At 70.6% G+C, this 26,163-nt stretch carries 19 protein-coding genes; 8 read left to right on the top strand and 11 right to left on the bottom strand.

Annotated elements, in window-relative coordinates:
- Positions 1–63 precede the first annotated feature (63 nt).
- Positions 64–2,643 (bottom strand): alpha-glucan family phosphorylase, encoded by a 2,580-nt coding sequence (glgP, locus tag AC1DV7_RS15450; RefSeq protein ID WP_477598049.1) that lies wholly within the window; start codon positions 2,641–2,643, stop codon positions 64–66.
- Positions 2,644–2,700: 57 nt separating this feature from the next.
- Here glgP and AC1DV7_RS15445 point away from each other — a divergent pair, with 57 nt between their 5' ends.
- From AC1DV7_RS15445 to pgm, 5 genes are read left to right on the top strand one after another with little or no spacing between them, the layout of a single operon-like run.
- Positions 2,701–4,878, top strand: a complete 2,178-nt coding sequence (locus tag AC1DV7_RS15445) for an alpha-1,4-glucan--maltose-1-phosphate maltosyltransferase (protein ID WP_477598048.1) — start codon at positions 2,701–2,703, stop codon at positions 4,876–4,878.
- Entirely contained in the window at positions 4,878–6,590 is a 1,713-nt protein-coding gene (gene treS, locus AC1DV7_RS15440) for a maltose alpha-D-glucosyltransferase (RefSeq protein ID WP_477598046.1), read from the top strand. The genes AC1DV7_RS15445 and treS overlap by 1 nt, the downstream gene beginning before the upstream one ends.
- The gene (locus tag AC1DV7_RS15435) at positions 6,583–8,016 is read left to right on the top strand and encodes a maltokinase N-terminal cap-like domain-containing protein (RefSeq protein ID WP_477598044.1); all 1,434 of its coding nucleotides are present in this window, start codon (positions 6,583–6,585) and stop codon (positions 8,014–8,016) included. The genes treS and AC1DV7_RS15435 overlap by 8 nt, the downstream gene beginning before the upstream one ends.
- On the top strand, positions 8,013–10,742 hold the full coding sequence (gene glgB, locus AC1DV7_RS15430) for a 1,4-alpha-glucan branching protein GlgB (RefSeq protein WP_477598043.1): 2,730 nt from the start codon (positions 8,013–8,015) through the stop codon (positions 10,740–10,742). The genes AC1DV7_RS15435 and glgB overlap by 4 nt, the downstream gene beginning before the upstream one ends.
- Complete coding sequence (gene pgm, locus AC1DV7_RS15425; protein ID WP_477598041.1) at positions 10,739–12,382, top strand: phosphoglucomutase (alpha-D-glucose-1,6-bisphosphate-dependent); 1,644 nt, start codon at positions 10,739–10,741, stop codon at positions 12,380–12,382. Before glgB ends, pgm begins: the two co-directional genes overlap by 4 nt.
- Positions 12,383–12,693: 311 nt before the next feature.
- On the opposite strand, the gene AC1DV7_RS15420 is transcribed toward pgm, so the two are convergent.
- From AC1DV7_RS15420 to AC1DV7_RS15405, 4 genes are read right to left on the bottom strand one after another with little or no spacing between them, the layout of a single operon-like run.
- The gene (locus tag AC1DV7_RS15420) at positions 12,694–14,004 is read right to left on the bottom strand and encodes an ATP-grasp domain-containing protein (RefSeq protein WP_477598040.1); all 1,311 of its coding nucleotides are present in this window, start codon (positions 14,002–14,004) and stop codon (positions 12,694–12,696) included.
- A gap of 56 nt (positions 14,005–14,060) precedes the next feature.
- On the bottom strand, positions 14,061–15,101 hold the full coding sequence (locus AC1DV7_RS15415; RefSeq protein ID WP_477598038.1) for a tetratricopeptide repeat protein: 1,041 nt from the start codon (positions 15,099–15,101) through the stop codon (positions 14,061–14,063).
- Between the two features lie 33 nt (positions 15,102–15,134).
- Positions 15,135–16,136 (bottom strand): hypothetical protein, encoded by a 1,002-nt coding sequence (locus AC1DV7_RS15410; protein ID WP_477598036.1) that lies wholly within the window; start codon positions 16,134–16,136, stop codon positions 15,135–15,137.
- Complete coding sequence (locus AC1DV7_RS15405; protein WP_477598035.1) at positions 16,133–16,837, bottom strand: hypothetical protein; 705 nt, start codon at positions 16,835–16,837, stop codon at positions 16,133–16,135. The genes AC1DV7_RS15410 and AC1DV7_RS15405 overlap by 4 nt, the downstream gene beginning before the upstream one ends.
- A 151-nt stretch (positions 16,838–16,988) precedes the next feature.
- Here AC1DV7_RS15405 and AC1DV7_RS15400 point away from each other — a divergent pair, with 151 nt between their 5' ends.
- On the top strand, positions 16,989–17,630 hold the full coding sequence (locus tag AC1DV7_RS15400) for a TetR/AcrR family transcriptional regulator (protein WP_477598033.1): 642 nt from the start codon (positions 16,989–16,991) through the stop codon (positions 17,628–17,630).
- A gap of 49 nt (positions 17,631–17,679) precedes the next feature.
- On the opposite strand, the gene AC1DV7_RS15395 is transcribed toward AC1DV7_RS15400, so the two are convergent.
- The 6 genes from AC1DV7_RS15395 to AC1DV7_RS15370 all read right to left on the bottom strand — a co-directional run bounded on the left by AC1DV7_RS15395 (position 17,680) and on the right by AC1DV7_RS15370 (position 24,840).
- A complete protein-coding gene (locus tag AC1DV7_RS15395) occupies positions 17,680–19,419 on the bottom strand; it encodes an acyl-CoA mutase large subunit family protein (protein ID WP_477598031.1) in 1,740 nt (579 codons plus the stop codon).
- 71 nt (positions 19,420–19,490) lie between these two features.
- Positions 19,491–20,006 (bottom strand): MarR family winged helix-turn-helix transcriptional regulator, encoded by a 516-nt coding sequence (locus tag AC1DV7_RS15390; RefSeq protein ID WP_477598029.1) that lies wholly within the window; start codon positions 20,004–20,006, stop codon positions 19,491–19,493.
- 68 nt (positions 20,007–20,074) lie between these two features.
- The gene (locus tag AC1DV7_RS15385) at positions 20,075–20,395 is read right to left on the bottom strand and encodes a thiamine-binding protein (RefSeq protein ID WP_477598028.1); all 321 of its coding nucleotides are present in this window, start codon (positions 20,393–20,395) and stop codon (positions 20,075–20,077) included.
- An 81-nt stretch (positions 20,396–20,476) separates the two neighbouring features.
- Positions 20,477–21,484, bottom strand: coding sequence for an N-acetyltransferase family protein (locus AC1DV7_RS15380; protein WP_477598027.1), 1,008 nt, complete (start codon positions 21,482–21,484; stop codon positions 20,477–20,479).
- A gap of 71 nt (positions 21,485–21,555) precedes the next feature.
- Positions 21,556–23,253, bottom strand: coding sequence for an NAD(P)/FAD-dependent oxidoreductase (locus AC1DV7_RS15375; protein WP_477598026.1), 1,698 nt, complete (start codon positions 23,251–23,253; stop codon positions 21,556–21,558).
- A gap of 9 nt (positions 23,254–23,262) precedes the next feature.
- On the bottom strand, positions 23,263–24,840 hold the full coding sequence (locus AC1DV7_RS15370) for a serine/threonine-protein kinase (protein ID WP_477598024.1): 1,578 nt from the start codon (positions 24,838–24,840) through the stop codon (positions 23,263–23,265).
- Positions 24,841–24,897: 57 nt separating this feature from the next.
- Between AC1DV7_RS15370 and AC1DV7_RS15365 the strand changes: the two genes are divergently transcribed.
- Both AC1DV7_RS15365 and AC1DV7_RS15360 read left to right on the top strand, forming a co-directional pair.
- On the top strand, positions 24,898–25,380 hold the full coding sequence (locus tag AC1DV7_RS15365; RefSeq protein ID WP_477598022.1) for a group II truncated hemoglobin: 483 nt from the start codon (positions 24,898–24,900) through the stop codon (positions 25,378–25,380).
- A gap of 196 nt (positions 25,381–25,576) precedes the next feature.
- A partial coding sequence (locus AC1DV7_RS15360; RefSeq protein ID WP_477598020.1) for a hypothetical protein occupies positions 25,577–26,163 on the top strand: 587 nt, incomplete at its 3' end.

Raw genomic sequence — 26,163 nt, 5'->3', positions numbered from 1 at the left:
GGTATGCCGCGTGCGGAAGTCCGCACGCGGCATACCCGGGTGGTGGTGGTGGGGTGGCCTCGGTCAGGCGTTGGCCACCAGCCCGAGCTCGCCGATGCTGGCGAGGCCGGGGTGCTTCGGCAGGATCCGCACCGTGTAGCCGAACGACCCGGTGCGGGCGAGGACGAAGTCACCGGCGAACTGGTGGCGCCCGCCCTCGTAGGACTCGACGAACTGCAGCGACTGGCTCTCGACGTCGCCGAGGTCGTCGGTGTCGCGGGCGGTGCCGTGCACGACCTGGACCTCGACGTCCTCCGGCTCGAGGTCGCCGAGCGTGACGAACGCACGCACGTGGAGGTTCTCCCCCACCTGCGGGCTGTCCGACACACCTGAGGACTCGACGTGGTCGACGTGCACGTTCGGCCAGGCGGCCTTGACGGACGCCTTGTAGGCCGCGAGGTCGCGAGCGCCCTCGAACGTCTCGCCGTTGAGCGCCCAGCCGGCACGAGCCGCGGGCCCGTACAGCTGGACGGTGTAGTCCCGCACCATCCGGCTGGCGAGGACCTTCGGGCCCAGCGTCTGCAGGGTGTGGGTGATCATCGAGAGCCAGTTCTGGGGCAGACCTGCCTCGTCGGTGTCGTAGAACCGCGGGGCGACGGAGTTCTCGATGAGGTCGTAGAGCGCGGCCGCCTCGAGGTCGTCGCGGCGGTTGGCGTCCTCGACCCCGTCGGCGGTCGGGATGGCCCAGCCGTTCTCACCGTCGAACCACTCGTCCCACCAGCCATCGAGGATCGAGAGGTTGAGCCCGCCGTTGAGGGCGGCCTTCATGCCGGAGGTGCCACAGGCCTCGAACGGGCGCAGCGGGTTGTTGAGCCAGACGTCGCAACCCGGGTAGAGGTACTGCGCCATCGCGATGTCGTAGTTCGGCAGGAACACGATGCGGTGACGGACCTCGGGGTCGTCGGCGAACCGGACCATCTGCTGGATGAGCTGCTTGCCGGTCTCGTCGGCCGGGTGCGACTTGCCCGCGATGACGAGCTGGATCGGGCGCTCCTCGTCGAGCAGCAGCGCCTTGAGCCGCGCGGGGTCGCGCAGCATCAGCGTGAGCCGCTTGTAGGTCGGCACGCGCCGGGCGAAGCCGATGGTCAGCACGTCGGGGTCGAGGATGTCGTCGACCCAGCCGAGCTCGGCGGGGCTGGCGCCACGCTTCTTCCACGACGACTTCGTGCGGCGACGGGCCTCCTCGACGAGCTGCTGACGCATCTCGCGCTTGGTCGACCAGATCGCGTCACGCGGCACGTCGGGGATGCGGTCCCACGCGTGGTCGCGCTCGATGTCGGTGGTGCCCAGGTGCTTGGCGGCCAGCTCGTAGACGCGCCGGTCGACCCAGGTGCCGGCGTGGACACCGTTGGTGACACTGCTGATCGGCACCTCGTCGTCGTCGAAGCCGGGCCACAGGCCGTCGAACATCTCGCGGCTCACGACCCCGTGCAGCTGCGACACACCGTTGGCGCGACCACCGAGGCGCAGGCCCATGACGGCCATGTTGAACATGCCCGGCTGGCCGCCCGGGTAGTCCTCGGCGCCCAGCGAGAGCAGCTTGTCGACCGGCACACCCTCGACGGCGTTCTCGCCGCCGAAGTGCCGGGTGATGAGCTCGGCGTCGAAGCGGTCGATGCCGGCGGGGACGGGCGTGTGGGTGGTGAACACCGTGGCGGCGCGAACCGCCTCCAGGGCCTCCTCGAAGGTCAGCCCGGCGCTGGCGGTCAGCTCGTGGATCCGCTCGACGCCGAGGAACCCGGCGTGGCCCTCGTTGGTGTGGTAGACGTCCGGCGTCGGTGCGCCGGTGAGCCGCGACCAGAGCCGCAGCGCACGCACGCCGCCGATGCCGAGCAGCATCTCCTGCTGGAGCCGCTGCTCACCGCCACCGCCATAGAGCCGGTTGGTGATGTTGCGGGCGGCGTCGTCGTTGGCCTGCACGTCGGAGTCGAGCAGCAGCAGCGGGACGCGGCCCACCTGCGCCTTCCAGACGTGGGCGTGCAGCTCGCGGCCGCCGGGCAGGGCCAGCGTGATGACGCAGGGAGTGCCGTCCTCCTCGCGCAGCAGGCTCAGGGGCAGCTCGTCCGGGTCGAGGACGGGGTAGGTCTCCTGCTGCCAGCCGTCGCGGTTGAGGCTCTGCTTGAAGTACCCGGTCTTGTAGAACAGGCCGACGCCGACGATCGGCACGCCGAGGTCGGAGGCCGTCTTGAGGTGGTCGCCGGCGAGGATGCCGAGGCCGCCGGAGTACTGCGGCAGCACCTCGGTGATTCCGAACTCGGGGCTGAAGTAGCCGATCGCCGAGGGCGCGCCGCCCTCGACCTCGGCGGCCCACGCCTGGAACCAGCGGGGCTCGGCGAGGTACTCGTCGAGGTCGGCCTTGGCCGCGGCGACGGCCGAGACGAACTCGACGTCGGAGGCGAGGTCGCTGAGCTCCTGGGGCGACAGGGCGGACAGCAGCCGGACCGGATCCTTGCGGACCTTGACCCACCGCTGCGGGTCGATCCTTTCGAAGAGGTCGCGCGTCGGGGGGTGCCAGGACCAGCGAAGGTTGCTGGCGAGGTCGCCGAGCGCGGCGATGGACTCAGGGAGAACTGTACGGACGCTGAAGCGTCGGATGGCCTTCACGAGGGGCATCCTAGAGCCTCTTTGCGGTTTCGCTTGACGGGTTCTTGCAGAACTTTCATGGAATTTCATAGATGCCCTGCTCAGGGCGGTTGGGGAGGTGCGGAACCCCCTCGACCGAGTAGCGTCGGGCGCGTGACTGCAACCCCCCCGGCAACCACACCCGACACCCCGGACGCTGCAGGGTCCGCCGCCACCGGCACGAAGCCGCGTGACGTCCAGCCCCCGCTGACCAGCGCCCCCCAGACCCCGATCGGCCGCATTCCCGTGCAGGGCGTGACACCCCTGGTCGACGGCGGCAGCAGACCTGCCAAGGCCGTCGTCGGCGAACAGTTCACGATCGGGGCGACGGTGTTCCGCGAGGGCCACGACGCCGTCAACGCCTCCGTCGTGCTCACCGATCCCGACGGCACCGACCACGCGGTCCCGACGCGCAGCACGAACCCGGGTCTCAACACCTGGGCTGCCGACGTCACGCCCGATCGCGCCGGCCTGTGGACCTACCGCGTCGAGGGCTGGTCCGACCCTTACGGCACGTGGGAGCACGACGCCACCATCAAGGTGTCCGCCGACGTCGACACCGAGCTCATGCTCGAGGAGGGCGCCCGCACCCTCGAGCGCGCGATCACCGAGGTGCCGCGCAACACCGCCCAGAAGTCCGTCCTCAAGGACGCCGTCACGGCGCTGCGCGACACCCGGCGGCCCCCGCTGGCCCGGCTGCACGCCGGCACGGACCCGACCGTCCAGGCCGAGCTCGCCGCGCGACCGCTGCGTGACTACGTGAGCCCGTCCACGGCATACCCGCTCCTCGTGGAGCGCGAGCGGGCCCTGTATGGCGCGTGGTACGAGATCTTCCCCCGCTCCGAGGGTGCGGTTCAGGACCCCGAGACCGGGAAGTGGACCTCTGGGACGCTCCGCACCGCGGCGAAGCGCCTGCCCGCGATCGCCCGGATGGGCTTCGACGTGGTCTACCTGACGCCGATCCACCCGATCGGCACCACGGCGCGCAAGGGGCCCAACAACACCCTCGACGCCGGTCCCGACGACCCGGGCAGCCCGTACGCCATCGGCTCCCCCGACGGCGGGCACGACGCGATCCACCCGGACCTCGGTGACTTCGACGACTTCGACGCCTTCGTGGCCGAGGCCGAGTCGCTCGGGCTCGAGGTCGCCATGGACATCGCCCTGCAGTGCTCCCCCGACCACCCGTACGTCGAGTCCAACCCGGAGTGGTTCACCACCCGCGCCGACGGCAGCATCGCCTACGCGGAGAACCCGCCCAAGAAGTACCAGGACATCTTCCCGCTCAACTTCGACAACGACCCGGTCGGCTCCTACGCGGAGATGCGCCGGATGATCCAGGTGTGGATCGACCACGGGGTCAAGATCTTCCGCGTCGACAACCCGCACACCAAGCCGGTCGAGTTCTGGCAGTGGCTCATCGACGACGTGGCGCGCGACCACCCGGACGTCATCTGGCTGGCCGAGGCGTTCACCAAGCCGGCGATGATGCACACGCTCGCCAAGACCGGGTTCCAGCAGTCCTACACGTACTACGCCTGGCGCAACGCCAAGTGGGAGCTCACCGAGTACGTCGAGGAGCTGGCCGGCGACGCCGCGTCCTACATGCGACCCTCGTTCTGGCCGACGACGCACGACATCCTCACGCCCTACATGCAGTTCGGCGGCCCTGCTGCCTGGAAGCTCCGGGCCGCCCTCGCCGCGACCCTCGTCCCGACCTACGGCATCTACGCCGGTTACGAGCTCGTCGAGCACGTGGCCCGCCCCGGTGCCGAGGAGCAGATCGACAACGAGAAGTACCAGTACAAGAACCGCCACTGGGAGGACTACGAGCCCGGTGGCGTCAAGGAGGGCCAGTCCCTGGCGGGCTACCTCACCCGGCTCAACGAGATCCGTCGCGACCACCCGTCGCTGCACTGGCTTCGCAACATCACGTTCCACCACGTCGACGACGAGAACATCATGGCGTTCTCCAAGCGTCGGGTGCTGCCGGACGGCAGCGAGGACACCATCGTCGTCATCGCCAACCTCGACCCGCACAGCACCCGCGAGTCGACCGTCCACCTCAACATGCCGGCGCTCGGGCTGGACTACCACGACGGCATGGCCGCCCACGACCTCATCACCGATGCGTCGTGGCACTGGGGTGAGCACGTCTACGTCCGCCTCGGCCCAGAGACCGAGCCCGTCCACATCGTCGAGATCCGGAGGTTCTGATGCAGGGTCTCAACCTCAGCCAGCCAGGGCTCAAGCACGACACGGAGTGGTTCAAGACCGCCGTGTTCTACGAGGTGCTGGTCCGCGGCTTCGGCGACTCCAACGGGTCCGGTGCCGGCGACTTCACGGGTCTGATCAACCGGCTCGACTACCTCGCCTGGCTCGGTGTCGACTGCCTGTGGCTGCCGCCGTTCTACGCCTCGCCGCTGCGCGACGGTGGCTACGACATCGCCGACTACACCCAGGTGCTGCCCGAGTTCGGCACCCTGCCCGACTTCAAGGAGCTGGTGTCGCAGGCGCACGCGCGCGGCATCCGGATCATCACCGACTTCGTGATGAACCACACCAGCGACCAGCACCCGTGGTTCCAGGCGTCCCGGTCCGACCCCGACGGCCCCTTCGGCGACTTCTACGTGTGGTCCGACACGGACGAGCCCTACTCGGACGCCCGCATCATCTTCATCGACACCGAGGTGTCGAACTGGACCTTCGACCCCATCCGGCGGCAGTTCTTCTGGCACCGGTTCTTCTCGCACCAGCCCGACCTCAACTTCGAGAACCCGGCCGTGCACGAGGCGATGTTCGACGTCGTCCGGTTCTGGATGGACATGGGCATCGACGGCTTCCGGCTCGACGCGGTCCCCTACCTCTACGAGGAGGAGGGCCACAACTGCGAGAACCACCCGAAGACGCACCAGTTCCTCGCCAAGCTGCGCAAGATGGTCGACGAGGAGTTCCCCGGACGCATCCTGCTGGCCGAGGCCAACCAGCCGCCGGCCGACGTCGTGGACTACTTCGGCACCGTCGAGGAGCCCGAGTGCCAGATGTGCTTCCACTTCCCGGTGATGCCGATGCTCTACTACTCGCTGCGCGAGGAGAAGGCCGCTCCGATCATCGACGTCCTCGCCGACACCCCGGCCATCCCGGCCGGCGCCCAGTGGGGCACCTTCCTGCGCAACCACGACGAGCTGACGCTCGAGATGGTGACGCCGGAGCAGCGGGTCGCGATGTACGGCTGGTACGCGCCCGACCCGCGCATGCGCGCCAACGTCGGCATCCGTCGACGGCTGGCCCCGCTGCTCGACAACAGCAGGGCCGAGATCGAGCTGATCCACGCCCTGCTGCTCTCGCTCCCGGGGTCGCCGTGCCTGTACTACGGCGACGAGATCGGCATGGGCGACAACATCTGGCTCAACGACCGCGACGCGGTCCGCACCCCGATGCAGTGGACGCCCGACCGCAACGCCGGCTTCTCCGGAGCCGACCCCGGCAAGCTCTACCTGCCGGTGATCTCCTCGCTCGTCTACCACTACAACAACGTCAACGTCGAAGCCCAGATGGCGCACAGCTCGTCGCTGCTGCACTGGCTCAAGGCGATGCTCGAGATCCGCAAGCGACACCCGGTCTTCGGCCGCGGCGACTTCGAGGTCTGCCCCTCCGACAACGACGCGATCCTGTCGTACCTGCGGGTCGAGTGGCCGCACGAGGGCGACGCGTCCTCGGCCGAGGCGGTCCTCTGCGTCAACAACCTGGCGTCGCGACCGCAGGCAGCCACCGTCCGGGTGCCTGAGGACTTCGCCGGGTCGCAGCTCGAGGACCTCTTCGGCGGCCAGGGCTTCCCCAAGATCGCCGACGACGGCACCATCACCCTCACCCTCGGGTCCCGGGACTTCTTCTGGCTGCGGCTGGTGCCGGGTGCTGCACATGGCTGAGATCCACGACGCCACGCTCGTCCCGACCAAGATCGAGCTCCTGGCCGGGTGGATGGGCCAGCAACGCTGGTATGCCGCCAAGGGCAGCGCCCCGGTGCTGCGCAAGCTGTGGTCGTGGCGCCTCGACGACCCCGGCGGCGAGGTCGGGATCGAGACGATCATCGTCGCGGACGAGAGTGGTCCCGAGCCGGTCGTCTACCAGGTGCCCCTCACCTACCGCGGCGCCCCGCTCGAGGGTGGCCAGAACGCGCTCGTGGGCACCATGGAGCACAGCGTCCTCGGCCGCCGCTGGGTCTACGACGGTCCACACGACCCGGTCTACGCCGCCCAGCTCCTCGCGCTGGTGCTCCAGCAGACGACTCCCCAGGCCGGTGGGGTCTCCGACACCCCCGAGCCCGACGTCATCGGCGAGCGGCACCGTTCGTGGACCACCGAGACCACCCTGCGCGGCACCAAGGTCCTCTCGGGCGAGCAGTCCAACACCTCCATCGTGTTCGACTGCCTCGATGCCGACGGCGCCCCGAAGCCGTTGATCTGCAAGGTGTTTCGCATGCTCCAGTCGGGTGAGAACCCCGACGTCACCCTCCAGGGCGCACTCTCCGAGGCAGGGTCGACCCGCGTACCGACCATGGTCGGGACGGTCAGCGCCTCGTGGCCTGCTGCTTCCGGTGACGAGCCAGCCACAGGTCACCTCGCGTTCGCCCAGGAGTTCTTCCCCGGCACCGAGGACGCGTGGCGGGTGGCCCTGCGGGCCATCAGCGACGCCCATCCGTTCGCGGACGAGGCGCGCGAGCTCGGGGTGGCCACCGCCGAGGTCCACGCCCTGCTCGGCCAGGTGCTGCCCACCGAGGCCGTGAGCCCCGAGTCCATCACCGCCACCGTCGCCAGCATGCGTGGCCGCTACGTCGCGGCGGCGTCCGAGGTCCCGGCGCTGGCTGCCTACGAGCACCGGATCGCCGCGGTCTTCGACCACGCCGTGAACGCGCCTTGGCCCGCGCTGCAACGAGTCCACGGCGACTACCACCTCGGGCAGGTGCTGCTCGTCCCCGGTCGCGGCTGGGTCCTGCTCGACTTCGAGGGGGAACCGCTGCGCCCGCTCGCCGAGCGCAGCCAGCCCGACCTCGCCACACGCGACCTCGCCGGGATGCTCCGGTCGTTCGACTACGCCGGTGGCTCGTGGGAGCTGTCGCACCCCGGCCGCAGCGCCCGCGCGTGGGTCGCCGCCGCCCAACGCGCCTTCCTCGACGGGTATGCCGAGGGGTCCGGGCGCGACCCCCGCCAGGACGTGGCGCTGCTCACCGCCTTCCAGCTGGACAAGGCGTTGTACGAGGTCGTCTACGAGGCCCGTAACCGGCCCACCTGGCTGACCATCCCCACCGACGCGGTGGTGCGACTGCTCGACGACGCGAAGAGAGACCTGCCATGAGCCCCCTGTTCGGCAAGAAGAACAAGCCCGAGGACGCGACGGACACCCAGGACGTCGACGCCACGGCCTCGGTCGAGGTCTCGGTCGAGGCCTCGGACGGTGCCGACGCCGACGACCTGGCGACCCCGGGTGCGCCGGCCGACGTCGATGACGTCGAGGTCGAGGACCTGACCGTCGAGGACGACGAGACCCCGGACCTGACCGTCCATGACGAAGCCGTCGAGGACGTCGAGGACGTCGAGGCCACGGTCCTGCCCGTCCAGGACGACCAGGACACGGACCTGACCGTCGAGAACGAAGCCGTCGAGGACGTCGAGGCCACGGACCTGACCGTCGAGGACGAAGCCGTCGAGGACGAGGCGAGCCGGTCCGCCGACCAGAGCCCTGCGGTCGGCACCCCCACGAAGACCTGGTTCGGGCTCCCCGACGAGGCGAGCGCGGCTGCCGCAGGAGCCCAGCCCGAGGCTCGTCGCAAGCGGGCATCGGCCGAGGTCCACGAGCCGCCAGTGGCGCGTGAGCCCGAGCCCGTCCCCCAGCCGACGACTCCTGCCGAGGCCATCCGGGCGCTGGCGGACGGTCGTCACCAGCAGCCCCATGACCTGCTGGGTCACCACCTGGAGCCGGCCGGACTGATGATCCGCGCCTACCGCCCCTTCGCCTCGTCGGTGGCCGTCCGGTTCGCCGACGGCGAGCGCCTCGAGCTGACCCACGAGTCTGACGGTGTCTGGGGTGGGCTTCGCGCCGGCGCCACCGAGACCCAGGACTACCGCCTCGTCGTCGCCTACAGCGACGGCATCGAGCACGAGCAGGACGACCCGTACCGGTTCGCCCCGACGCTCGGTCCGATCGACCTGCATCTCATCGGCGAGGGCCGCCACGAGCAGCTCTGGACCGTGCTGGGCGCGCACGTCCGCGAGTACCCCGGCCCGATGGGCACCGTCGTCGGCACGTCGTTCGCCGTGTGGGCGCCGCGCGCCCAGGCGGTCCATGTGGTTGGCGACTTCAACACGTGGGACACCCGCAGCCACGCCATGCGCCTGTTGGGCGAGTCCGGCGTCTGGGAGCTCTTCGTCCCGGGCGTGGGCGACGGCACGTTCTACAAGTTCCTGGTGAGGGGGGCGGACGGCAAGGTTCGTGAGAAGGCCGACCCGATGGCCCAGGCGACCGAGCTGCCGCCGGGCCGCGCCTCGTCAGTGGTCCAGTCGCGCTACGAGTGGAGCGACGACACGTGGATGTCGGAGCGGGCCCAGACACCTGCCCACGAGGCCCCGATGAGCATCTACGAGGTGCACCTCGGCTCCTGGCGGCGGGGCCACGGCTACCGGGACCTCGCCGAGCACCTCGTCAACTACGTGCGCGACCTCGGGTTCACGCACGTCGAGTTCATGCCCGTGATGGAGCACCCCTACCCGCCGTCCTGGGGTTACCACGTCACGAGCTACTACGCGCCGAGCGCGCGGTTCGGGCGCCCCGACGAGTTCCGCTTCCTCGTCGACCGCCTCCACCAGGCCGGCATCGGCGTGATCCTCGACTGGGTGCCCGGTCACTTCGCGACGGACCCGTGGGCGCTGGCGCGGTTCGACGGGCTGCCGCTCTACGAGCACGCCGACCCGCGCAAGGGCTGGCACCCCGAGTGGGGCTCCTACATCTTCGACTTCGGCCGCTCCCAGGTGCGCAACTTCCTCGTCGCCAACGCGGTCTACTGGCTCGAGGAGTTCCACATCGACGGGCTGCGCGTCGACGGCGTCGCGTCGATGCTCTACCTCGACTACGCCCGCAAGGACGGCGAGTGGGTCCCGAACATCCACGGCGGCCGCGAGAACCTCGAAGCGGTGGACCTGCTCCAGGAAGCCAACGCGACGGCATACAAGCGGGTGCCCGGGATCGTCATGATCGCCGAGGAGTCCACGTCCTGGCCCGGCGTCACCAAGGCGACCGCCGGCGGCGGGCTCGGCTTCGGGCTGAAGTGGAACATGGGCTGGATGAACGACTCCTTGCGCTACCTCAAGGAGGACCCGGTCCACCGGCAGTACCACCACAACCTGCTGACCTTCTCGCTGATGTACGCCTACAGCGAGAACTACCTGCTGCCGATCTCCCACGACGAGGTTGTGCACGGCAAGGGCTCGCTGCTGCGCAAGGCGCCGGGTGGCCGCTACGACCAGCTGGCGACGGTGCGGGCCTTCCTCGCCTACCTGTGGAGCCACCCCGGCAAGCAGCTGCTGTTCATGGGCAGCGAGTTCGCCCAGGAGGCCGAGTGGGCCGACGGCCGCCAGCTCGACTGGTGGCTGCTCGACCACGCAGCCCACTACCGGGTGCACAACCTGGTCAAGGAGCTCAACCGGGTCTACCGCGAGAACCCTGCGCTCTGGGCGCTCGACGCCCACCCGGCCGGGTTCGAGTGGCTGAACGCCAACGACAACACCGGAAACACCTACTCCTACCTGCGCTTCGGCACCGAGGACCGTCAGGGACCGGTGGTCGCGGTGGTCGTGAACTTCGGCGGCATGGACCGGCACCTGCGCCTCGGCGTCCCCCGGCCCGGTCGCTGGACGGTGTCGCTCGACACCAGCGGGTTCGACGAGTTCAGCAGCCCGAGCCAGGCCGGTGTCGAGCTCGAGGCCCACGAGCACCCGGCCGATGGCCAGCCCTGGTCCGTCGAGCTGCACGTCAGCAAGCTCGCCGCCGTCTACCTCATCCCGGTGGAGACCGAGGACGCGCGATGAACGACCCCCGCGCTGGACAGCTTGCCGAGCCCTCCGACCTGGTCGACGTCGCCCACCTGGTCACCGCGTACTACACGCTGCAACCGGACCCGGACGACCTCGACCAGAAGGTCGCCTTCGGCACCTCCGGGCATCGCGGCTCCAGCCTCAGGACCGCATTCAACGAGGCGCACATCCTCGCGACGACCCAGGCGATCTGCGACTACCGCAAGGGCCAGGGCTACGACGGCCCGCTGTTCGTCGGCCGCGACACGCACGGGCTGTCCGAACCCGCCTGGGCGTCCGCGCTCGAGGTGCTGGCGGCCAACGACGTGACGGTGCTCGTCGACGACCGGGACGGCTACACGCCCACGCCCGCCGTCTCGCACGCGATCATCCGGGCCAACGCAGGGCGCACGTCGGGTGCCGGACTGGCCGACGGCATCGTGGTCACCCCGTCGCACAACCCCCCGGCCGACGGAGGCTTCAAGTACAACCCGCCGCACGGCGGCCCCGCCGACAGCGACGCCACGTCGGTGATCGCCGCCCGCGCCAACGAGCTGATCGCCGGTGGGCTCGGTGACGTCCGTCGTATGCCGTTCAGCCGGGCGCGAGCGCAGGCGCAGCCCTACGACTTCCTGGGCACCTACGTCGACGACCTGCCGAACGTCCTCGACCTGCAACGCATCAAGGACGCCGGCGTGCGGATCGGCGCAGACCCGCTGGGCGGCGCTGCTGTCGCCTACTGGGGCGAGATCGCCGACCGCCACGGCCTCGACCTCACCGTCGTCAACCCACTCGTCGACCCCACCTGGCGGTTCATGACGCTCGACTGGGACGGCAAGATCCGGATGGACTGCTCGTCCCCGTCGGCGATGGCCTCGCTCATCCGCCGCAAGGACGAGTACGACATCGCCACCGGCAACGACGCGGACTCCGACCGCCACGGGATCGTCACGCCCGACGCCGGGCTGATGAACCCCAACCACTTCCTGGCGGTGGCGATCCAGTACCTCTTCGGAGGGGCCCGACCCGACTGGCCGCAGGGCGCGGCGATCGGCAAGACGCTCGTGTCGTCATCGATGATCGACAGGGTCGCTGCCGACCTCGGGGGGCGCCTCGTCGAGGTGCCGGTCGGGTTCAAGTGGTTCGTCCCGGGACTCATCGACGGCAGCTTCGGCTTCGGTGGCGAGGAGTCCGCCGGGGCCTCGTTCCTGCGTCGGGACGGTCGGGCGTGGACCACCGACAAGGACGGCATCATCCTCGCACTGCTGGCCTCGGAGATCCTGGCCGCCACGGGCAAGACGCCGAGCCAGCACTACGGCGACCTGACCGCGAAGCACGGCGACCCGGCATACGCCCGCATCGACGCGGCCGCGAACCGCGAGCAGAAGGCCAAGCTGGGCGCCCTCTCCCCCGACGACGTCGAGGCGGACTCACTGGCCGGCGAGCCGATCACGGCCAAGCTGACCCGGGCGCCCGGCAACGACGCCGCGATCGGGGGGCTCAAGGTGACCACGGAGAGCGCCTGGTTCGCCGCCCGACCGTCCGGCACGGAGGACGTCTACAAGATCTACGCGGAGTCGTTCCGTGGCCCCGAGCACCTCGCGCAGGTCCAGGCGGAGGCCAAGGACGTGGTCGACGCAGCGCTGCGCTCCTGACAGCAGCGCGCGCTGCCATGCTGTGAATCGGGCTGGGGCGGAACAGATCTGGCGGGCCCGGCGTTGCTCCCAGCATGACCCCGCCAAAGAGCTCCCGAGAGTCCAGCCCGCGCTCTTTCCCGCGATCGACCGACGACCACGGCCCCAACCTCGCCACCCTCGACCGGCTCCGCGGCCTGCGCAGGCCGCGCCTGCTCCAGCCCGAGGCGCGTCGGCACCAGGTCCCGCAGGAGTGCAGGGCCTGCTGACCGGCACCGATCCTGAGGCCGCCCGCCCTCGTGGCCGGCGGCCTCAGGTCGCGTCGGCCACGGTCAGTCTGTGACCGCCGGCGCCGGCCCGCTCACGACGGTCTCGTCGACCGTCGAGCTGCCCGCACCCAGGCGGGACTGCTCGTCCTTGACCCACATGCCGGTGAGCCCGCCGAAGTGGCCCTCGAACTTGTCCCACTCGTGCTGGGGATAGGTGGCCTGGATGGTCTGCGTGAGCAGGTCCTTGAAGTCGGCCGAGTCGACCCACTCGAGCACCATCTCGTCGAGGTGCGGCAGCGCCGCGTCGCAGAACTCGCGGTAGCGGTCGGTGTCGAAGTGCTGGTCGGCCAGGCCCTGGTAGGCGCCGAGCTTGGCCGCGTAGTCGAGCTCGGGGTCGTCGGCGATCTCGAACCACGGCCCCGTGTCCACCTGCGTGCGCGCCTTGCGGTCCGTGGCCACACAGAACGTCGACCACTTGAGCAGGGCCTTCATCGCCCACGGGAAGTAGTAGTGCAGCGAGGTCACCGCGACATCCGGGCAGGCGTTCGCGTAGTCGATCGGGTAGACGACGCCGTCCTTGACGAGCATCTCGCAGGAGTTGAACTCCCAGCGGAAGAACGCGTTGACCGTCTGGCTGATGGTGATCGCCTCGGTGCCCACGCCCTCGGACAGGAAGCCGTGCTCCACGGCATACCGGTTGTGCATGGGCTGGTCGGGCTGGAACTTCATGACCATCGTCTCGGGCCCGATCGTGAGCGAGCGCGCGAACACCTCGAAGTCCGCCACCGACGCCTGCAGGTGCATCAACATCTCGCCCGAGTCGTCATAGGCCGAACGCAGGTCCTCGACGTTCTTCACCTGGGAGACGCCGCGCCAGCCACCACCGTCGAACGGCTTCATGAACAACGGGTAGCCGATCTCGTCGGCGATCGCCTCGAGGTCGAAGGGCTTGTTGTACCTCTCCGAGGTGTAGGCCCAGCGGACGTTGTCGAGGGGGTTCTTGTACGGCACGAGGACGGTCTCGGGGACGTTCATGCCGAGCCGAAGCAGCGCACAGTAGGCGGAGTGCTTCTCCATGGACTGGAACGTGAACGGGCTGTTCAGCAGATAGACGTCGTCCATGAGCGCGACCTTCTTGAGCCACTCGCGCGGGTGGTAGTACCAGTAGGCCAGTCGGTCGATCACCAGGTCGTGACGTGGTTTGTCGCGCAGGTTGAACGGCTCGATGGTGACGCGTTCGGTCTTGACCTTGTGGGCGGTGCCATCGGGCCCGGTGAGGACCCCGAGGCGTCCGGCGAGGGTCTCGAAGGCTCGTGGCCAGTCGCCCTCCGCTCCCAGCAGGAGTCCGATCAGGTGCTCTCGCGAGTTAGCCATGCACCCCATCCTGTCGAGTCACCGGGGAGTGCGAAAGTGGAGACCTCGACAAACACCTAGAACAGGGCGCTCATCAGGGCGGTTCGCGCCTTGCGGACCCGGTCGTCCCCGGTGCCGACCACCGCGAAGAGCTGCAGCAGGTGGGTGCGCGCGGCCTCACGGTCCTCGCCGGTCGTCGCCCGGACGAGGTCGATGAGCCGCAGGAAGGCGTCCTCGACGTGTCCGCCGAGGACGTCGAGGTCGGCGACGAGGGTCTGGGCCGCGACGTCGGTGGGGTTGTCGGCGGCGGCGGCGCGGGCAGCCTGGAGGTCGGCACCCGTGGTGCGCTGCATGAGACCGACCTGGGCCAGTCCAAGCTCGGCGTCCGAGTCCGCGGGGTCAGCCTTGAGGGCCTGCCGGTATGCCGTGGCCGCGGCCTCGAGGTCGCCGCGCTCGATCGCGTCGTAGGCCTCCTGGTGCAGGGGCGGCAGCGGCGGTTCCTCGGCCTCGACCTCGTCAGCGCCTGCGCCGGCTGCCGTGGGGCCGAGGTCCACCCGGCCGGTCACGCCGTGCTGGACGGCGAGCTGGAGCAGCTGGTCGAGGACGTCCTTGACCTGGTCGGCGGGCTGGATCCCCGCGAAAAGGGGCACCGGCTGCTGCTGCAGCAGGCCCATCGTCACCGGGACGCTCTGCACCTGGAACGCGCGCAGCAGGCCCGGGTTGGCCTCGACGTCGATGCTGACGACCTGCACCCGCCCGTCGTAACCCCGAGCGACGTCGACGACCGTGTCGAGGAAGTCGCGGGACTCGGGCAGCTGCGCCGCCCAGAGCACCAGCACCGAGGGGACGCTGACCGAGGCGTTGACGATCTCGGTGAACGTCGCGTCGGTGCCCTCGACGACGAGCCCTGTCCGACCCGGGACGCCCCCGGCCGCCCCGGGGCGTGAGCCTGCGGACACGCCGGCGCCCTGCGTGGTGACAGAGCGGCCGGCTCCGGAGGCGGCTCCAGGGCCTCCAGGGCCTCCCGGGCCTCCGGCGGGGGTGGCGGCGCCGAGGGCGGTGAGGTCGACCGCTCCCCGCAGTCCGGGGGTGCTCGACGAGGACGGCTGATCAGTCATGTGGCGATTCTCTCCCACGCGTGCTCGGACCGCTCAGGCGCCCTTGGCCGAGAACAGCACCTCGTCCGCGCCGACGACGACTGCCGGGCCGCTGGCGGGAACGGTGAAGACCACGGTCTCGTACGACTTGAGCTGGGCGCTCTTGCTGAGCGACTTCTTCTTCACCAGCCGCTGGAACTCCGCACTCGGTGTGAGCGACTTGCCACCCTTGGCGAGCTTGATGGTGTCGGTGCGCTCCATGAGGCCGAAGACCAGGACGCCGCCGCCCTTGAGCGCGATCGCGATCGTGTTGTCCGGCAGCACCCRGTGCCGCTGCGTCAGGGTCGCGAGCTTGCCGAAGGACTTTGCCTGGGCTGCCGCGTTGGCGCGCACCGACATCGAGAACTGGTCGTCGGCCTCCACCGCGGGCGCCTTGGGGGGCTTGGGGTAGGCGAGGCTCGCGGCATACTGCGTCATCAGCTCGTCGGGCGCGATGGCGACCTTCGTGCCGTCGGTGACCCGCGGCGACCCGTCCCGCAGGGAGTCGAGTGCCGCCACGGACGAGCCCGGTTGCATCGTGGCCCGCGTCTCGAGGCGGAAGGGCGTCTTGGCGTCCGGGGACACGAGGACGTTGAGCACCGCGGCACCGTTGACCGCGGTGGACTGCGCCAGGATGACCCGCGGCCACTGGGTGCCCCGCGAGATGGACAGCACCTTGGGCGCCTCGGCACGTGTCACCGGCTTGCTGGCCGGCGCCCGGGTCGAGCCGAGCTCGTCAGCGGCCCCCGCCACCGCGAGCGCAGCACCGCTCATCGCCTCGGCACGCAGCTGCTTGGCCTCTGCTGCGGGCGCGGACTCGGCCGCGGCGGCCTTGGCCAGGACGCGGGTCGCAATCTCCTCGGCGTTGTGTTCGGAGACCGGCGCCGTGGTGGTCGTCTCGCTGGGCGGGTCCTGCACACCCACGAGGGTCGAACCAGCACCGCACGCGCCGATGACGCTCGACAGGGAGGCTGCCATGACGACGGCCAGAAGGCGGGAACGGGTGGGGTACCTCATGCCGACACCTCCGCGCCGCCGGGGCGCGCTTCGGGCTCGTGGTCAGGCTCCGCGGGGCGGGGGTCGGCGTCGTCGGGGCGACCGCCGGGACCCTCGCTGCGCCCGCGGTGACGCAGCTCGTGCCACAGCCCGGCCGCACCGGCGGCAGTGGCGAGCAGGCCGACGAGGGCGGCCAGCAGCGCCTGGAAGAACCAGGTGCGCCGCTCGATCGTCACGGTGAGCGAGGAGAGGTCGGCTGCCGAGCCGTCCGCCCTGGCGATCACGACGGACTCGGGGGCGCGGTCCTCGTCGAGGGTCGCTCGCACCCTCCCACGGCCGTCGCGCACCTGGTGCCAGATGTCGGCACCGGCGAGCTCGGGAGCGGGCCCGGCGCCGGAGCGGGTGGTCGTGAGGGTCCAGTCACGCACGTGGGCACCCGTGACCGTCGTGCGGTCCGCGCCGCCGACGATGGCCTTCGCGTCGGCCGGCCCGGCCACGCCCAGGAAGACGGGCCCGCCGCCGGATGTCACGGCGGTGATGGTGACGGGGCGTTCGACCCGGCTCAGGATGCCCGGCTCGAGCACGACGACACTGCCCACCGCCGGGGTGGTGGTGAACGTCGCGCTACCTGACGAGCCGAGGTGGCTGGTGAACCATGCCCCGATGACGAGGAGCACGAGCCCGATCGCGGTCAGCGCAGCCAGGAGGGCGCGTTTGGCCATGGTCGGCACAGTACTGATTCCTCACGTGAATGGATGGGCCGGCGAGGGGGTTCCCTGCTGCCGGCATCCCTCCACCATGCCCGCGGCCACCCCGCAGGGCCAAATCCTCGTGCCGCCTGTGAGCGGGCCCACAGTGGCATGATCACCCCTGATGACCTCACCGATCCGGCACGGCCGCACCCGTCCTCCCGGCCGTCCCCGCGAGGAGGCGACGGAGCGAGCGATCACGGCTGCCGCCCGGTCCGTGCTCGCCGACAAGGGGGTCTCCCGGATGTCGATGGAGCTGGTCGCCGCCAAGGCCGGCGTGGCCAAGAGCACGCTCTACCGCCGGTGGCCGTCGAAGGTCGAGCTGGCGGTCCACGCGGTCGCGGCGACCTTCGACGAGATCGAGGTCGACGACCACGGGTCGCTCGAGGCCGACATGCGCGCCGGGATCGGCGAGGCGGCCCGCCTGTTGCGCGACCCCTCCACCGGCGGTGCGTATGCCGCGCTGCTGGCGGAGTCGGCCCGGGACCCCGAGGGGGTCGGCCGGCAGGTGCGTGAGTCGCTGTCCACGCGGCTGCACGCCCTCGTCGCGACCTCGGTGGAGCGCGCGATCGGGCGCGGCGAGATCCGGCCCGACATGGTCGACGTCGACCTGCTCGCCGACGTGGTCGTCGGGTCGGTCATGCACCGCGCCCTGGCCACGGGTGAGCCCGACGACGAGTTCGTCGACGCCCTCATCGCCCTGCTCGCCGACGTCGCGTACGCGCGGCTGCGCCGCGAGCAGCGCGAGGCGGCAGAACCGGTCTAGCAGCAGGTGGCGACCACCCGGCATACCGGCTGGCCGCCCGCGCCGGCGCTCAGAAGCGGGCGGGCTCCCGGTAGACGCCCCACTCGTCACGCAGCGCGTCGCAGATCTCGCCCAACGTGGCCTCGGCCCGGACCGCGTCGAGCATCGCCGGCACCATGTTGTCGTCGGTGCGGGCGACCTCGACCATGTGCCGCACGGCAGCACGCACGGCGTCCTCGTCACGGTCGGTCTTGCGGGTCTTGAGGGTGGCGACTTGCTCGCGCTCGACCTCGTGGCTGACCCGCAGGATCTCGAGCTCGTGGGTGACCGAGGCCGTGTGGCAGTTGACGCCCACGACCTTCTTGTCACCCTTCTCGAGCGACACCTGGTACTGGAAGGCCGCCTCGGCGATCTCGGACATGAACCAGCCGTCCTCGATGCCGCGCAGGATGCCCGAGGTCATCGGTCCGACGGCGTGGTCGACGCCACCCTCGGCGTTGCGGGGCTTGCCGAGCTCGCCCATCGCCTTGATCTTCGCGAAGATCGCCTCGGCCTCGGCCTCGATCTTGTCGGTGAGCGCCTCGACGTACCAGCTGCCACCGAGCGGGTCGGCGACGTTGACGACGCCCGTCTCCTCCATGATCACCTGCTGGGTGCGCAGGGCGATCTCGGCGGCCTGCTCACTGGGCAGGGCGAGGGTCTCGTCGAGGGCGTTGGTGTGCAGGCTGTTGGTGCCACCCAGCACCGCGGCCAGCGCCTCGACGGCCGTGCGGACGACGTTGTTGTAGGGCTGCTGGGCCGTGAGGGACACCCCGGCGGTCTGGGTGTGGAACCGCAGCCACTGGGCCTTGTCGGTCTTGGCGCCGTAGGTGTCGCGCAGCCAGCGGGCCCAGATCCGGCGGGCCGCCCGGAACTTGGCGATCTCCTCGAAGAAGTCGAGGTGGCTGTCGAAGAAGAACGACAGGCCGGGGGCGAACTTCTCGATGTCGAGACCCCGGGACAGGCCGAGTTCGACGTAGCCGAAGCCGTCGGCCAGCGTGAAGGCGAGCTCCTGCGCGGCCGTGGAGCCGGCCTCGCGGATGTGGTAGCCGGAGACCGACAAGGGCTTGTAGGCGGGGATCTCGGCGGCGCAGTACTCCATGAGGTCGCCGATCAGGCGCAGGTGCGGCTCGGGGGCGAACAGCCACTCCTTCTGGGCGATGTACTCCTTGAAGATGTCGGTCTGCAGCGTGCCGTTGAGGACACCCAGGTCGACACCTTGGCGCTCGGCCGCGACGAGGTACATGCAGAAGACCGGGACCGCCGGGCCGCTGATCGTCATCGACGTGGTGATCTCCTCGAGCGGCAGCTCGTCGAACAGCACCTCCATGTCCTTGGCCGAGTCGATCGCGACGCCGCAGTGGCCGACCTCACCGAGGCTCATCGGGTCGTCGGAGTCGCGCCCCATGAGGGTGGGCATGTCGAAGGCGACCGACAGGCCGCCGCCCCCACGCTCGAGGATCATCTTGTAGCGCTCGTTGGTCTGCACCGCGTTGCCGAACCCGGCGAACTGCCTGATCGTCCAGGTGCGGCCGCGGTAGCCGGTGGCGTAGAGGCCCCGCGTGAACGGGAACTCGCCCGGCCAGCCGATCCGCTCGGGCACCTCGGAGCCGTCGGCCGGCCCGTAGACGGGCTCGACGGGCATCTGCGAGAGCGTGGTGAAGTCGGCGTCCCGCACCTGCCCCTTGGCCTGGGCGGCGTCGTAGCGGGCCTGCCAGCGGGCGGCTCCGTCACTCGTCGCGGGGGTGGTGGGTGCGGGGTTGTCGGCCATGCCGGCCAATTTACTAGGACGTCCTACTAAATGTCCAAGCACGCCCCGTGAGCACCGTCCGCGAGCACCACTCAGGCGTCGAAGTCGGCCGCGCCGACGCGGACCTTGCGCAGCAGCTCGAACAGCTGCTCGTGCTCGGCGGCGCTCAGCATGCCGAGTGAGAAGCGCGCCTCGACGAGGTCGGCTGTGGCCGCCTCCATGGCGTCGCGCCCGGCCGCGGTGATCACGGCCAGGGTGCCCCGGCCGTCGTCGGGGTTGGGGACGCGTTCGACGAAGCCCTGGGCGTCGAGGCGCTGGATGATGTGGGTGGCGCTGGTCGGGTGGACCATCAGGCGCTGGCCGATCTTGCTCATGCCGAGGCGCCCGTCACGCGAGAACGCCAGCAGCACCAGCGCCTCGTAGCGCGCGAAGGTCAGCCCGTGCCGGCCGACGATCGCGTCGTAGTCGGTGATGAGCAGCTGCTGCACGCGCATGATCGAGGTGGCGCTGGCCATCGCCAGGGGCTGGGACGTCCGCCCCCAGCGCCTGGTCCACAGCTGGGCCGCCCGGGTGATCGGGTCGAACGGCAGGCGAATCGGTTTCGGCACGAGGGGCAGGCTAGCCGCCCGGCTCGCGCGCGACCCCTGACGTCCAGCATCGAGACTGGGGTCCGGCGTCAGCCGGACTGGGTGGCGCCCTGCTCGATGGCTGCCTCGAGGCGCTCGAGCTTCGCGGTGAGCTCCCCGGCATACCCCTCGCGGATGTCCGCCTTCAGCACCAGGCTCACCCGCGGGCCGAAGGCGGCCACGGCGTCGACGGCACCCTTGACCACCGCCATGCACTCGTCCCACTCCCCCTCGACGGTGGTGAACATCGAGTCGGTGCGGTGCGGCAGGCCGGACTCGCGGACGACGGTGACGGCGGCCGCGACGGCCTGGCTCACCGAGCCGGCATCGTCGGCGGCAACGGACGGGGCGACGGAGAAGGCAACGAGCATGCCCACACCGTATGCCGGGCCCCTCACCCCCCGGCACACCCCGTCCGTCGCCGTCCCCCGGACGCCGTCCGACCCCCGTGGTCAGGACGTGCGCAGCAGGAACGCCGGCGTGACCTCGACGGCCCGGAACCCGAGTCGCTCGTTGATGGAGACCATGTAGCCGTTCTGCTCGGCGTTGCAGGTCAGGATCCGCGTGCGCTCCGGGCCGACCCGCTTCTGCAGCTCGAGCAGGCCCCGGGCCTTGACGGCCATGCCGAGCCGGCGGCCACGGTGGTCGGCGTGCACGAGGGTGCCCCACTGCCACACGTTCGGCAGGTCGCCGGGCGGGATCACGATGTCGTTGTAGCCGACGACCTGGCCGGCCTCGCTGATGGCGAGCGTCGACACCTTGCGACGGCCGAGCTTGCGACGCAGGTCGTCGTGGACGCGTACGAGCTCAGGCGTGAGGGCCTCGGGCTCGAAGGTGAGGTCACCGCCGGGGGCGTCGACGGCCAGCCGGTTGTAGACCTCGCACAGCGACGGCAGGAGCTCGTCGGGGATGTGGTCCTCGAACGTCTCGATGCGGTAGCCCCGGTGGTGTTCCGCGGCCTCGGCGGCCAAGGCCATGAGGTCGACGTCGTCGACGGGCAGGGTGCGCACGCGACGGATCTCGGTGTTGGCCAACGAGAACCCGTTCTTCTCGGCGAACCGGCGATAGGGGTGGTCCTCGCGACGCGCGAACGGGTAGGAGGTCTCCATGACGAGATCCGTGCGGTGGTCGGCGCGGCACATCGCCACCAGTTCGGCGAGCACCGCGGAGCCGATGCCGCGACGGCGGTACTGCGGCTCGACCCACGGCGCCAGCCAGGACAGGTGCAGGTTGTCCGTGAGAGCCGAGAAGGCCATGCCGGCGCCGATGATCTCGTCGCCGTCGACGGCGACGACCGCATCCTTGCGCTCCGACGGGTCGTCCTCGGTCAGCTCGACGCGCAGCTCGTCCAGCGTCCAGTTCGCGGCGAACTCCCGCTCGAAGCGCTCGGCGACGTCACCGATCTCGTGGAAGCGGGCGAGCTCGGCCTCGTCGTGCGGGTTGAGCGGACGGATCTGCATGGCTTCGACGGTAGGCTCGTCGAGGCGTTGCGCGCCAATGGTTTTCGGAGGCGCCGACTCACCGGCTCGGCTCAGGGTTCGGGGGTGAGGTAGGCGTGGACCAGCGACACCGTTGCCGCGCCCTCGCCGCTGGCCGAGGCGACGCGCTTCATCGACCCAGCCCGCAGGTCACCTGCGGCGAAGATGCCCGGCACCGTCGTCTCGAGCGCGGCCGGTGGACGCCCGCCGACCCACAGCTCCATCGGCACCTCGCGCCCCGTGTAGACGAACCCGCGCTCGTCCCGCACCACGGCGTCGGGCAGCCAGTCGCCACAGGGGTCGGCCCCGAGCAGGAGGAACAACCCGTTCGCATCGAACCGCTGGGTGCCGTCGGGCCCCTCCACGTCCAGCCACTCGAGGAACCCTGCCCCGCCGCCGTCCACGACCCGCGATGACGTGCGCACCGAGATCCGCGACGTGGAGGCGATCTCGCGAATCAGGTAGTCCGACATGGTTGCCGCGAGGTCGGGGCGCCGCACCAGCAGGGTGACGCTGCTGGCGTACCGCGCGAGGTAGACGGCGGCCTGGCCCGCCGAGTTGCCGCCGCCGACGACGAAGGCGTCGCGACCCTCCATGCCGCGGGAGGCGCTGGTGGCCGCGCCGTAGTAGACACCGATCCCGACGAGCTCCTCCAGGGCCGGTATGCCGAGGCGCCGGTAGGTCACGCCGGTCGCGATCACGACGGCGCGAGCGAGCAGCTCGCCACCCTCCGTGCGGACCAGGTGCGGCTGTCCGGGCTCCCCGGGGACGATCGCCTCGGCGGCGATACCGGTGTAGATCCGTGCACCGAAGCGCGTGGCCTGGAACCGGGCCCGCTGGGCCAGCCGCATCCCGGAGATGCCGCGGGGGAAGCCGAGGTAGTTGCGGATCATCGAGCTGGTGCCTGCCTGCCCGCCGACGGCGTCGGACTCGATGACGACGGTCTCCAGCCCCTCGGACGCGCCGTACACGGCGGCCGCGAGGCCTGCCGGCCCGGACCCCACGACGACGAGGTCGACGACCTCGTCGTCGACACTCGGCGGCGAGCCGTAGACGAGCCTGGCCACCTGCCTGGCGGTCGCTCCCTCGAGGGGCTCCTTGCTGCCGACGACCCCGGCGGTGACGACCGGGAGCGCCGGTGACGCTCCGCCCTGCACGGCCGGGAGCGTGGCGAGCACCTCGCGGGCCACGTCGCTGTCGGGGCTGTAGAGCCCGTGCGGGATGCCCATGCGGTCGAGGAAGTCGCGGATGCGCGCGACCTCGGGGTCCTTCTTCGAGCCGATGATCTGGACGCCCTCGACCTCGGGCGACGAGGCGGTCCACCCCCAGTCGGAGAGGTACTCCGTGACGGCGGTGTGGAACTCCTCGTCGCGGGGGCCCTGCGGGACCAGCAGGTAGGTGTCGAGGCGCCCCTGGCCCAGCGCCTCGCGCAGCTTGGGCAGCGACACGCTGTAGTCGTCGCGTGACGTGAGGCAGATCCGCCGGGCCGTGGGCACCAGCGCGTGCAGCTCGTCGAGGAGGTCCGTGCCGCGCTCGGTGCCGGGGACCGTCCAGCCCACGCCGAGCAGTGCCACTGGCTGCGCGGCGGCGATGGCCTGCTCGACCAGGTCCCGGGCGCCATCGGCAGTGTCGGTCGTCAGGACGTCGTAGTCCCGGGCGTAGCGGGCGAACTCGCTCTCGATCGTCGGCACGTGCTGGGCCGCCACCACCAGGATGATGGCGGGTCGGACGCGGGCGACGGCTTCAGGCACCGGACCGGGTCACGACCTGGCGTCGCGGTCGATGAGCCACGAGTCGCCGTCGCGCACGACGCTGAGCGTGTGGACCTCCCTGCTGTCCTGTCCGTCCTTGGGCTTGAAGGTCAGCTCGACGACGACGGTGCCGGCCCCGGCATCGGCGCGGGTCTCGCCGACGTCGACCGACTTGATGAGGCTCCAGAAGCCCTCATAGCCATCGCGCCCACCGGAGCGTGCCTGCATTGCCGGGGTGAGCTGCGCGAAGGTGTCGTCACGCTTCCCCTCGTCCGTCACGTCGCCGTAGTAGCTCTTGACGAAACGCGCGAGTTGGGCGTTGTCGCGGGCCGACGAGTCAGTCGTGGTCGTCGACGACGAGCTGGTGCTCGACGAGCTGCTGCTGCTGCTCGACGGGGTCGTGGACGGGGTGACGGTCTTGGTCTGGGTGGAGGTCTGCGTGACGGTCTGTCCCGGGGTGGGGGTCGTCGGCTTCTCGTTGTTGGCGGTCCACAGCGCCCACGCGGCCGCAGCGAGGGCGGCCACGACCAGGGCGATGAAGATGGGTATCCACGGGCTCCTGCGCCGCTCGTCGTCGTCCCGGTACGGACCGCGGGGCTCGTCGGGCTCGTGGTCCCCCGGCAGCAGCGGCGGCAGGAGGGGCGTCTCGACGCGCTGGGGCGTCTCGACCCGCTGGGTGGTCTCGACCGGCTCCGGGATCAGCTCGGTCGCGACGGCCCCCGCGGGGATGGCACCAGCCGGCATCGCGAGGGTCGTGTCGCCGCGGGAGATGTCGCCGAGCCGGCGGGCAGCGGTGTCCATGTCCCAGCGCCGCTGCGGGTCGCGGTCCATCATCGCGGCGATGGCGCCGGAGAGTGGGCCGGCGAGCTCCATCGGGCGGGCGTTCCCGGCCGCGATGTTCTGCAGCGTGGCGAGCGGGTTGGCCTCCGAGGCGAAGGCAGGCTGGCCCTCGACCGCGCTGTAGAGCGTCGCACCCAGCGCCCACACGTCGGACGCCGACGTGGGGTCGCCACCGCGGGCGAGCTCGGGAGAGAGGTAGCTCGGGGTGCCGGTCATGAAGCCGGTCTGGGTGAGCTGGTCGTCGGCAGTCGCGCGGGCGATGCCGAAGTCGCTGATCTTGGGCGTGCCGGCCTGGTCGATGAGGATGTTGCCGGGCTTGATGTCGCGGTGCACGATGCCGCGCTCGTGGGCCCGCGCAAGCGCACCCGCGACGGCGGCGCCGATGGCAGCGACCCGGGTGGGCGGCAGTGCGCCCTCGTCGCGGATCTGCTCGGCGAGGCTCTGGCCGTTGACGAACTCCATGACGAGCCAGTGGGCGTCGTCCTCGTCGACCACGTCGAAGACGCCGACCGTGTTGGCGTCGTTGAGGGAGGCTGCGATCCGCGCCTCGCGCATGGCCCGTGCGGCCGCGGCAGGATCGCCCGGCAGCGCACCGATGCGCTTCACGGCTACCTCGCGGCCGAGGACGTTGTCCATGGCCAGCCAGACGGTGCCCATGCCTCCGGAACCGATGGCGCGAAGCACCTCGTAGCGTCCGGCGATCACCTGCGGCTGCACGGAGAGTCCTTTCGTCGGGTCGAGGATCACCCTATGACCCTCGCGCGTGCTTGACACTCCTGAGGTCCCCCGTGCGACTCTGCCCGGGTGCGGCCGACACTCTATGAGTTCGCAGGCGGCGACAAGGCGTTCCTCGCTCTCGCCCGGGCGCACCACGCGCGATGCCTCGCCGATCCCGAGCTGAACCACCCGTTCTCGCACCCCGGCCAGCACCCGCAGCACGTCGAGCGGCTCGCGGCCTACTGGGCCGAGGCGCTGGGCGGCCCGCCACGGTTCACAGCCGAGTGCAGCGACCAGAGCCGCATGCTGCGGATGCACGCCGGCAACGGGCCGGGCATGCATGACCTCGGCCCACGGTTCGTCGAGTGCTTCGTGGCCGCGGCCGACGACGTCGACCTGCCGTCCGACCCGGAGTTCCGGGCGGCGCTGCGCGCCTACATGGAGTGGGCGGTCGCGGACGTCAACGCCTACGCCCCCGAGGGTTCGCAGGTCCCCGACGGCCTCGGTATGCCGCGCTGGGACTGGGACGGCCTGGTCACCGGTCCCCGCGCCATGAGGCCCGACCGCTAGTCACACTCCTCACGGGCTCTCCCGGTGTCGCTCCGGGCGGGCCGTCACGACTGCGGTTTCCGACGGTTCTATCTCGTGGCGAGCAACGCACCGATCCGGTTGCTGGCCGTGCGCCACGACGCCAGCTCCCCCTCTGGAGCCGGCACCACCGTGCACCCAGGGGCGCACCCGATGAGAACCCGAAGGCCCCCTGCAGATGACTCGACAGATCAAGGTCCCTCTTCTCCCCCTGCTCACCGGTGCCACCGCCCTGGCCGTTGGCGCTGTCGGCGCCGTCGGTGTCGGAGCAGGGACGGTCGGCGCCCAACACGCCGGAGCCGCCCACGAGGTGACGCTCACGTCCGTGCAGCCCGTGGTCGCCATCGGCGCCCCGCGCACGTCGCAGCCCAAGCGCACCTGGTACCCCAAGCCGCACGCGACGAGCACGCCGTCGAGCACGACGAGCACCACGCCGCCACCGCCGCCGTCGACCACCACCACCGCGACCTCGTCGACCACAGCCACCGCGACCCCGTCGCCCAGCACGACAGCGTTCCCGGCTGACGCCAACACCGGCGTCCCCGCCGGGGTCACCCTCAAGCCCTCCGGTGGCATGACCGTGTCCACCGCCGGAGCGGTCATCGACGGCTACAACATCACCGGCACCCTGACCATCAACGCCTCCAACGTCGTGGTCAAGCGCAGCAAGATCTCGTCCAGCTCCTACAACGTCATCAAGGTCTCCGACAGCGCCACCGGCGTGCGGATCGAGGACGTCGAGATCAACGGCAACAAGGCCGCCGA

Source organism: Pedococcus sp. P2_E4, from assembly GCF_056403935.1.
The sequence above is the reverse complement of the archived record's forward strand: the minus strand, read 5'-3'. Positions and strand labels throughout refer to the sequence as shown.

What these genes read in the sequence shown, in the direction of transcription:
- AC1DV7_RS15445 (WP_477598048.1), top strand. Translation starts at nt 2,701, where the DNA reads ATGGAATTTCATAGATGCCCTGCTCAGGGCGGTTGGGGAGGTGCGGAA.
- treS (WP_477598046.1), top strand. Translation starts at nt 4,878, where the DNA reads ATGCAGGGTCTCAACCTCAGCCAGCCAGGGCTCAAGCACGACACGGAG.
- AC1DV7_RS15435 (WP_477598044.1), top strand. Translation starts at nt 6,583, where the DNA reads ATGGCTGAGATCCACGACGCCACGCTCGTCCCGACCAAGATCGAGCTC.
- glgB (WP_477598043.1), top strand. Translation starts at nt 8,013, where the DNA reads ATGAGCCCCCTGTTCGGCAAGAAGAACAAGCCCGAGGACGCGACGGAC.
- pgm (WP_477598041.1), top strand. Translation starts at nt 10,739, where the DNA reads ATGAACGACCCCCGCGCTGGACAGCTTGCCGAGCCCTCCGACCTGGTC.
- AC1DV7_RS15420 (WP_477598040.1), bottom strand. Translation starts at nt 14,004, where the DNA reads ATGGCTAACTCGCGAGAGCACCTGATCGGACTCCTGCTGGGAGCGGAG.
- AC1DV7_RS15415 (WP_477598038.1), bottom strand. Translation starts at nt 15,101, where the DNA reads ATGACTGATCAGCCGTCCTCGTCGAGCACCCCCGGACTGCGGGGAGCG.
- AC1DV7_RS15405 (WP_477598035.1), bottom strand. Translation starts at nt 16,837, where the DNA reads ATGGCCAAACGCGCCCTCCTGGCTGCGCTGACCGCGATCGGGCTCGTG.
- AC1DV7_RS15400 (WP_477598033.1), top strand. Translation starts at nt 16,989, where the DNA reads ATGACCTCACCGATCCGGCACGGCCGCACCCGTCCTCCCGGCCGTCCC.
- AC1DV7_RS15395 (WP_477598031.1), bottom strand. Translation starts at nt 19,419, where the DNA reads ATGGCCGACAACCCCGCACCCACCACCCCCGCGACGAGTGACGGAGCC.
- AC1DV7_RS15385 (WP_477598028.1), bottom strand. Translation starts at nt 20,395, where the DNA reads ATGCTCGTTGCCTTCTCCGTCGCCCCGTCCGTTGCCGCCGACGATGCC.
- AC1DV7_RS15380 (WP_477598027.1), bottom strand. Translation starts at nt 21,484, where the DNA reads ATGCAGATCCGTCCGCTCAACCCGCACGACGAGGCCGAGCTCGCCCGC.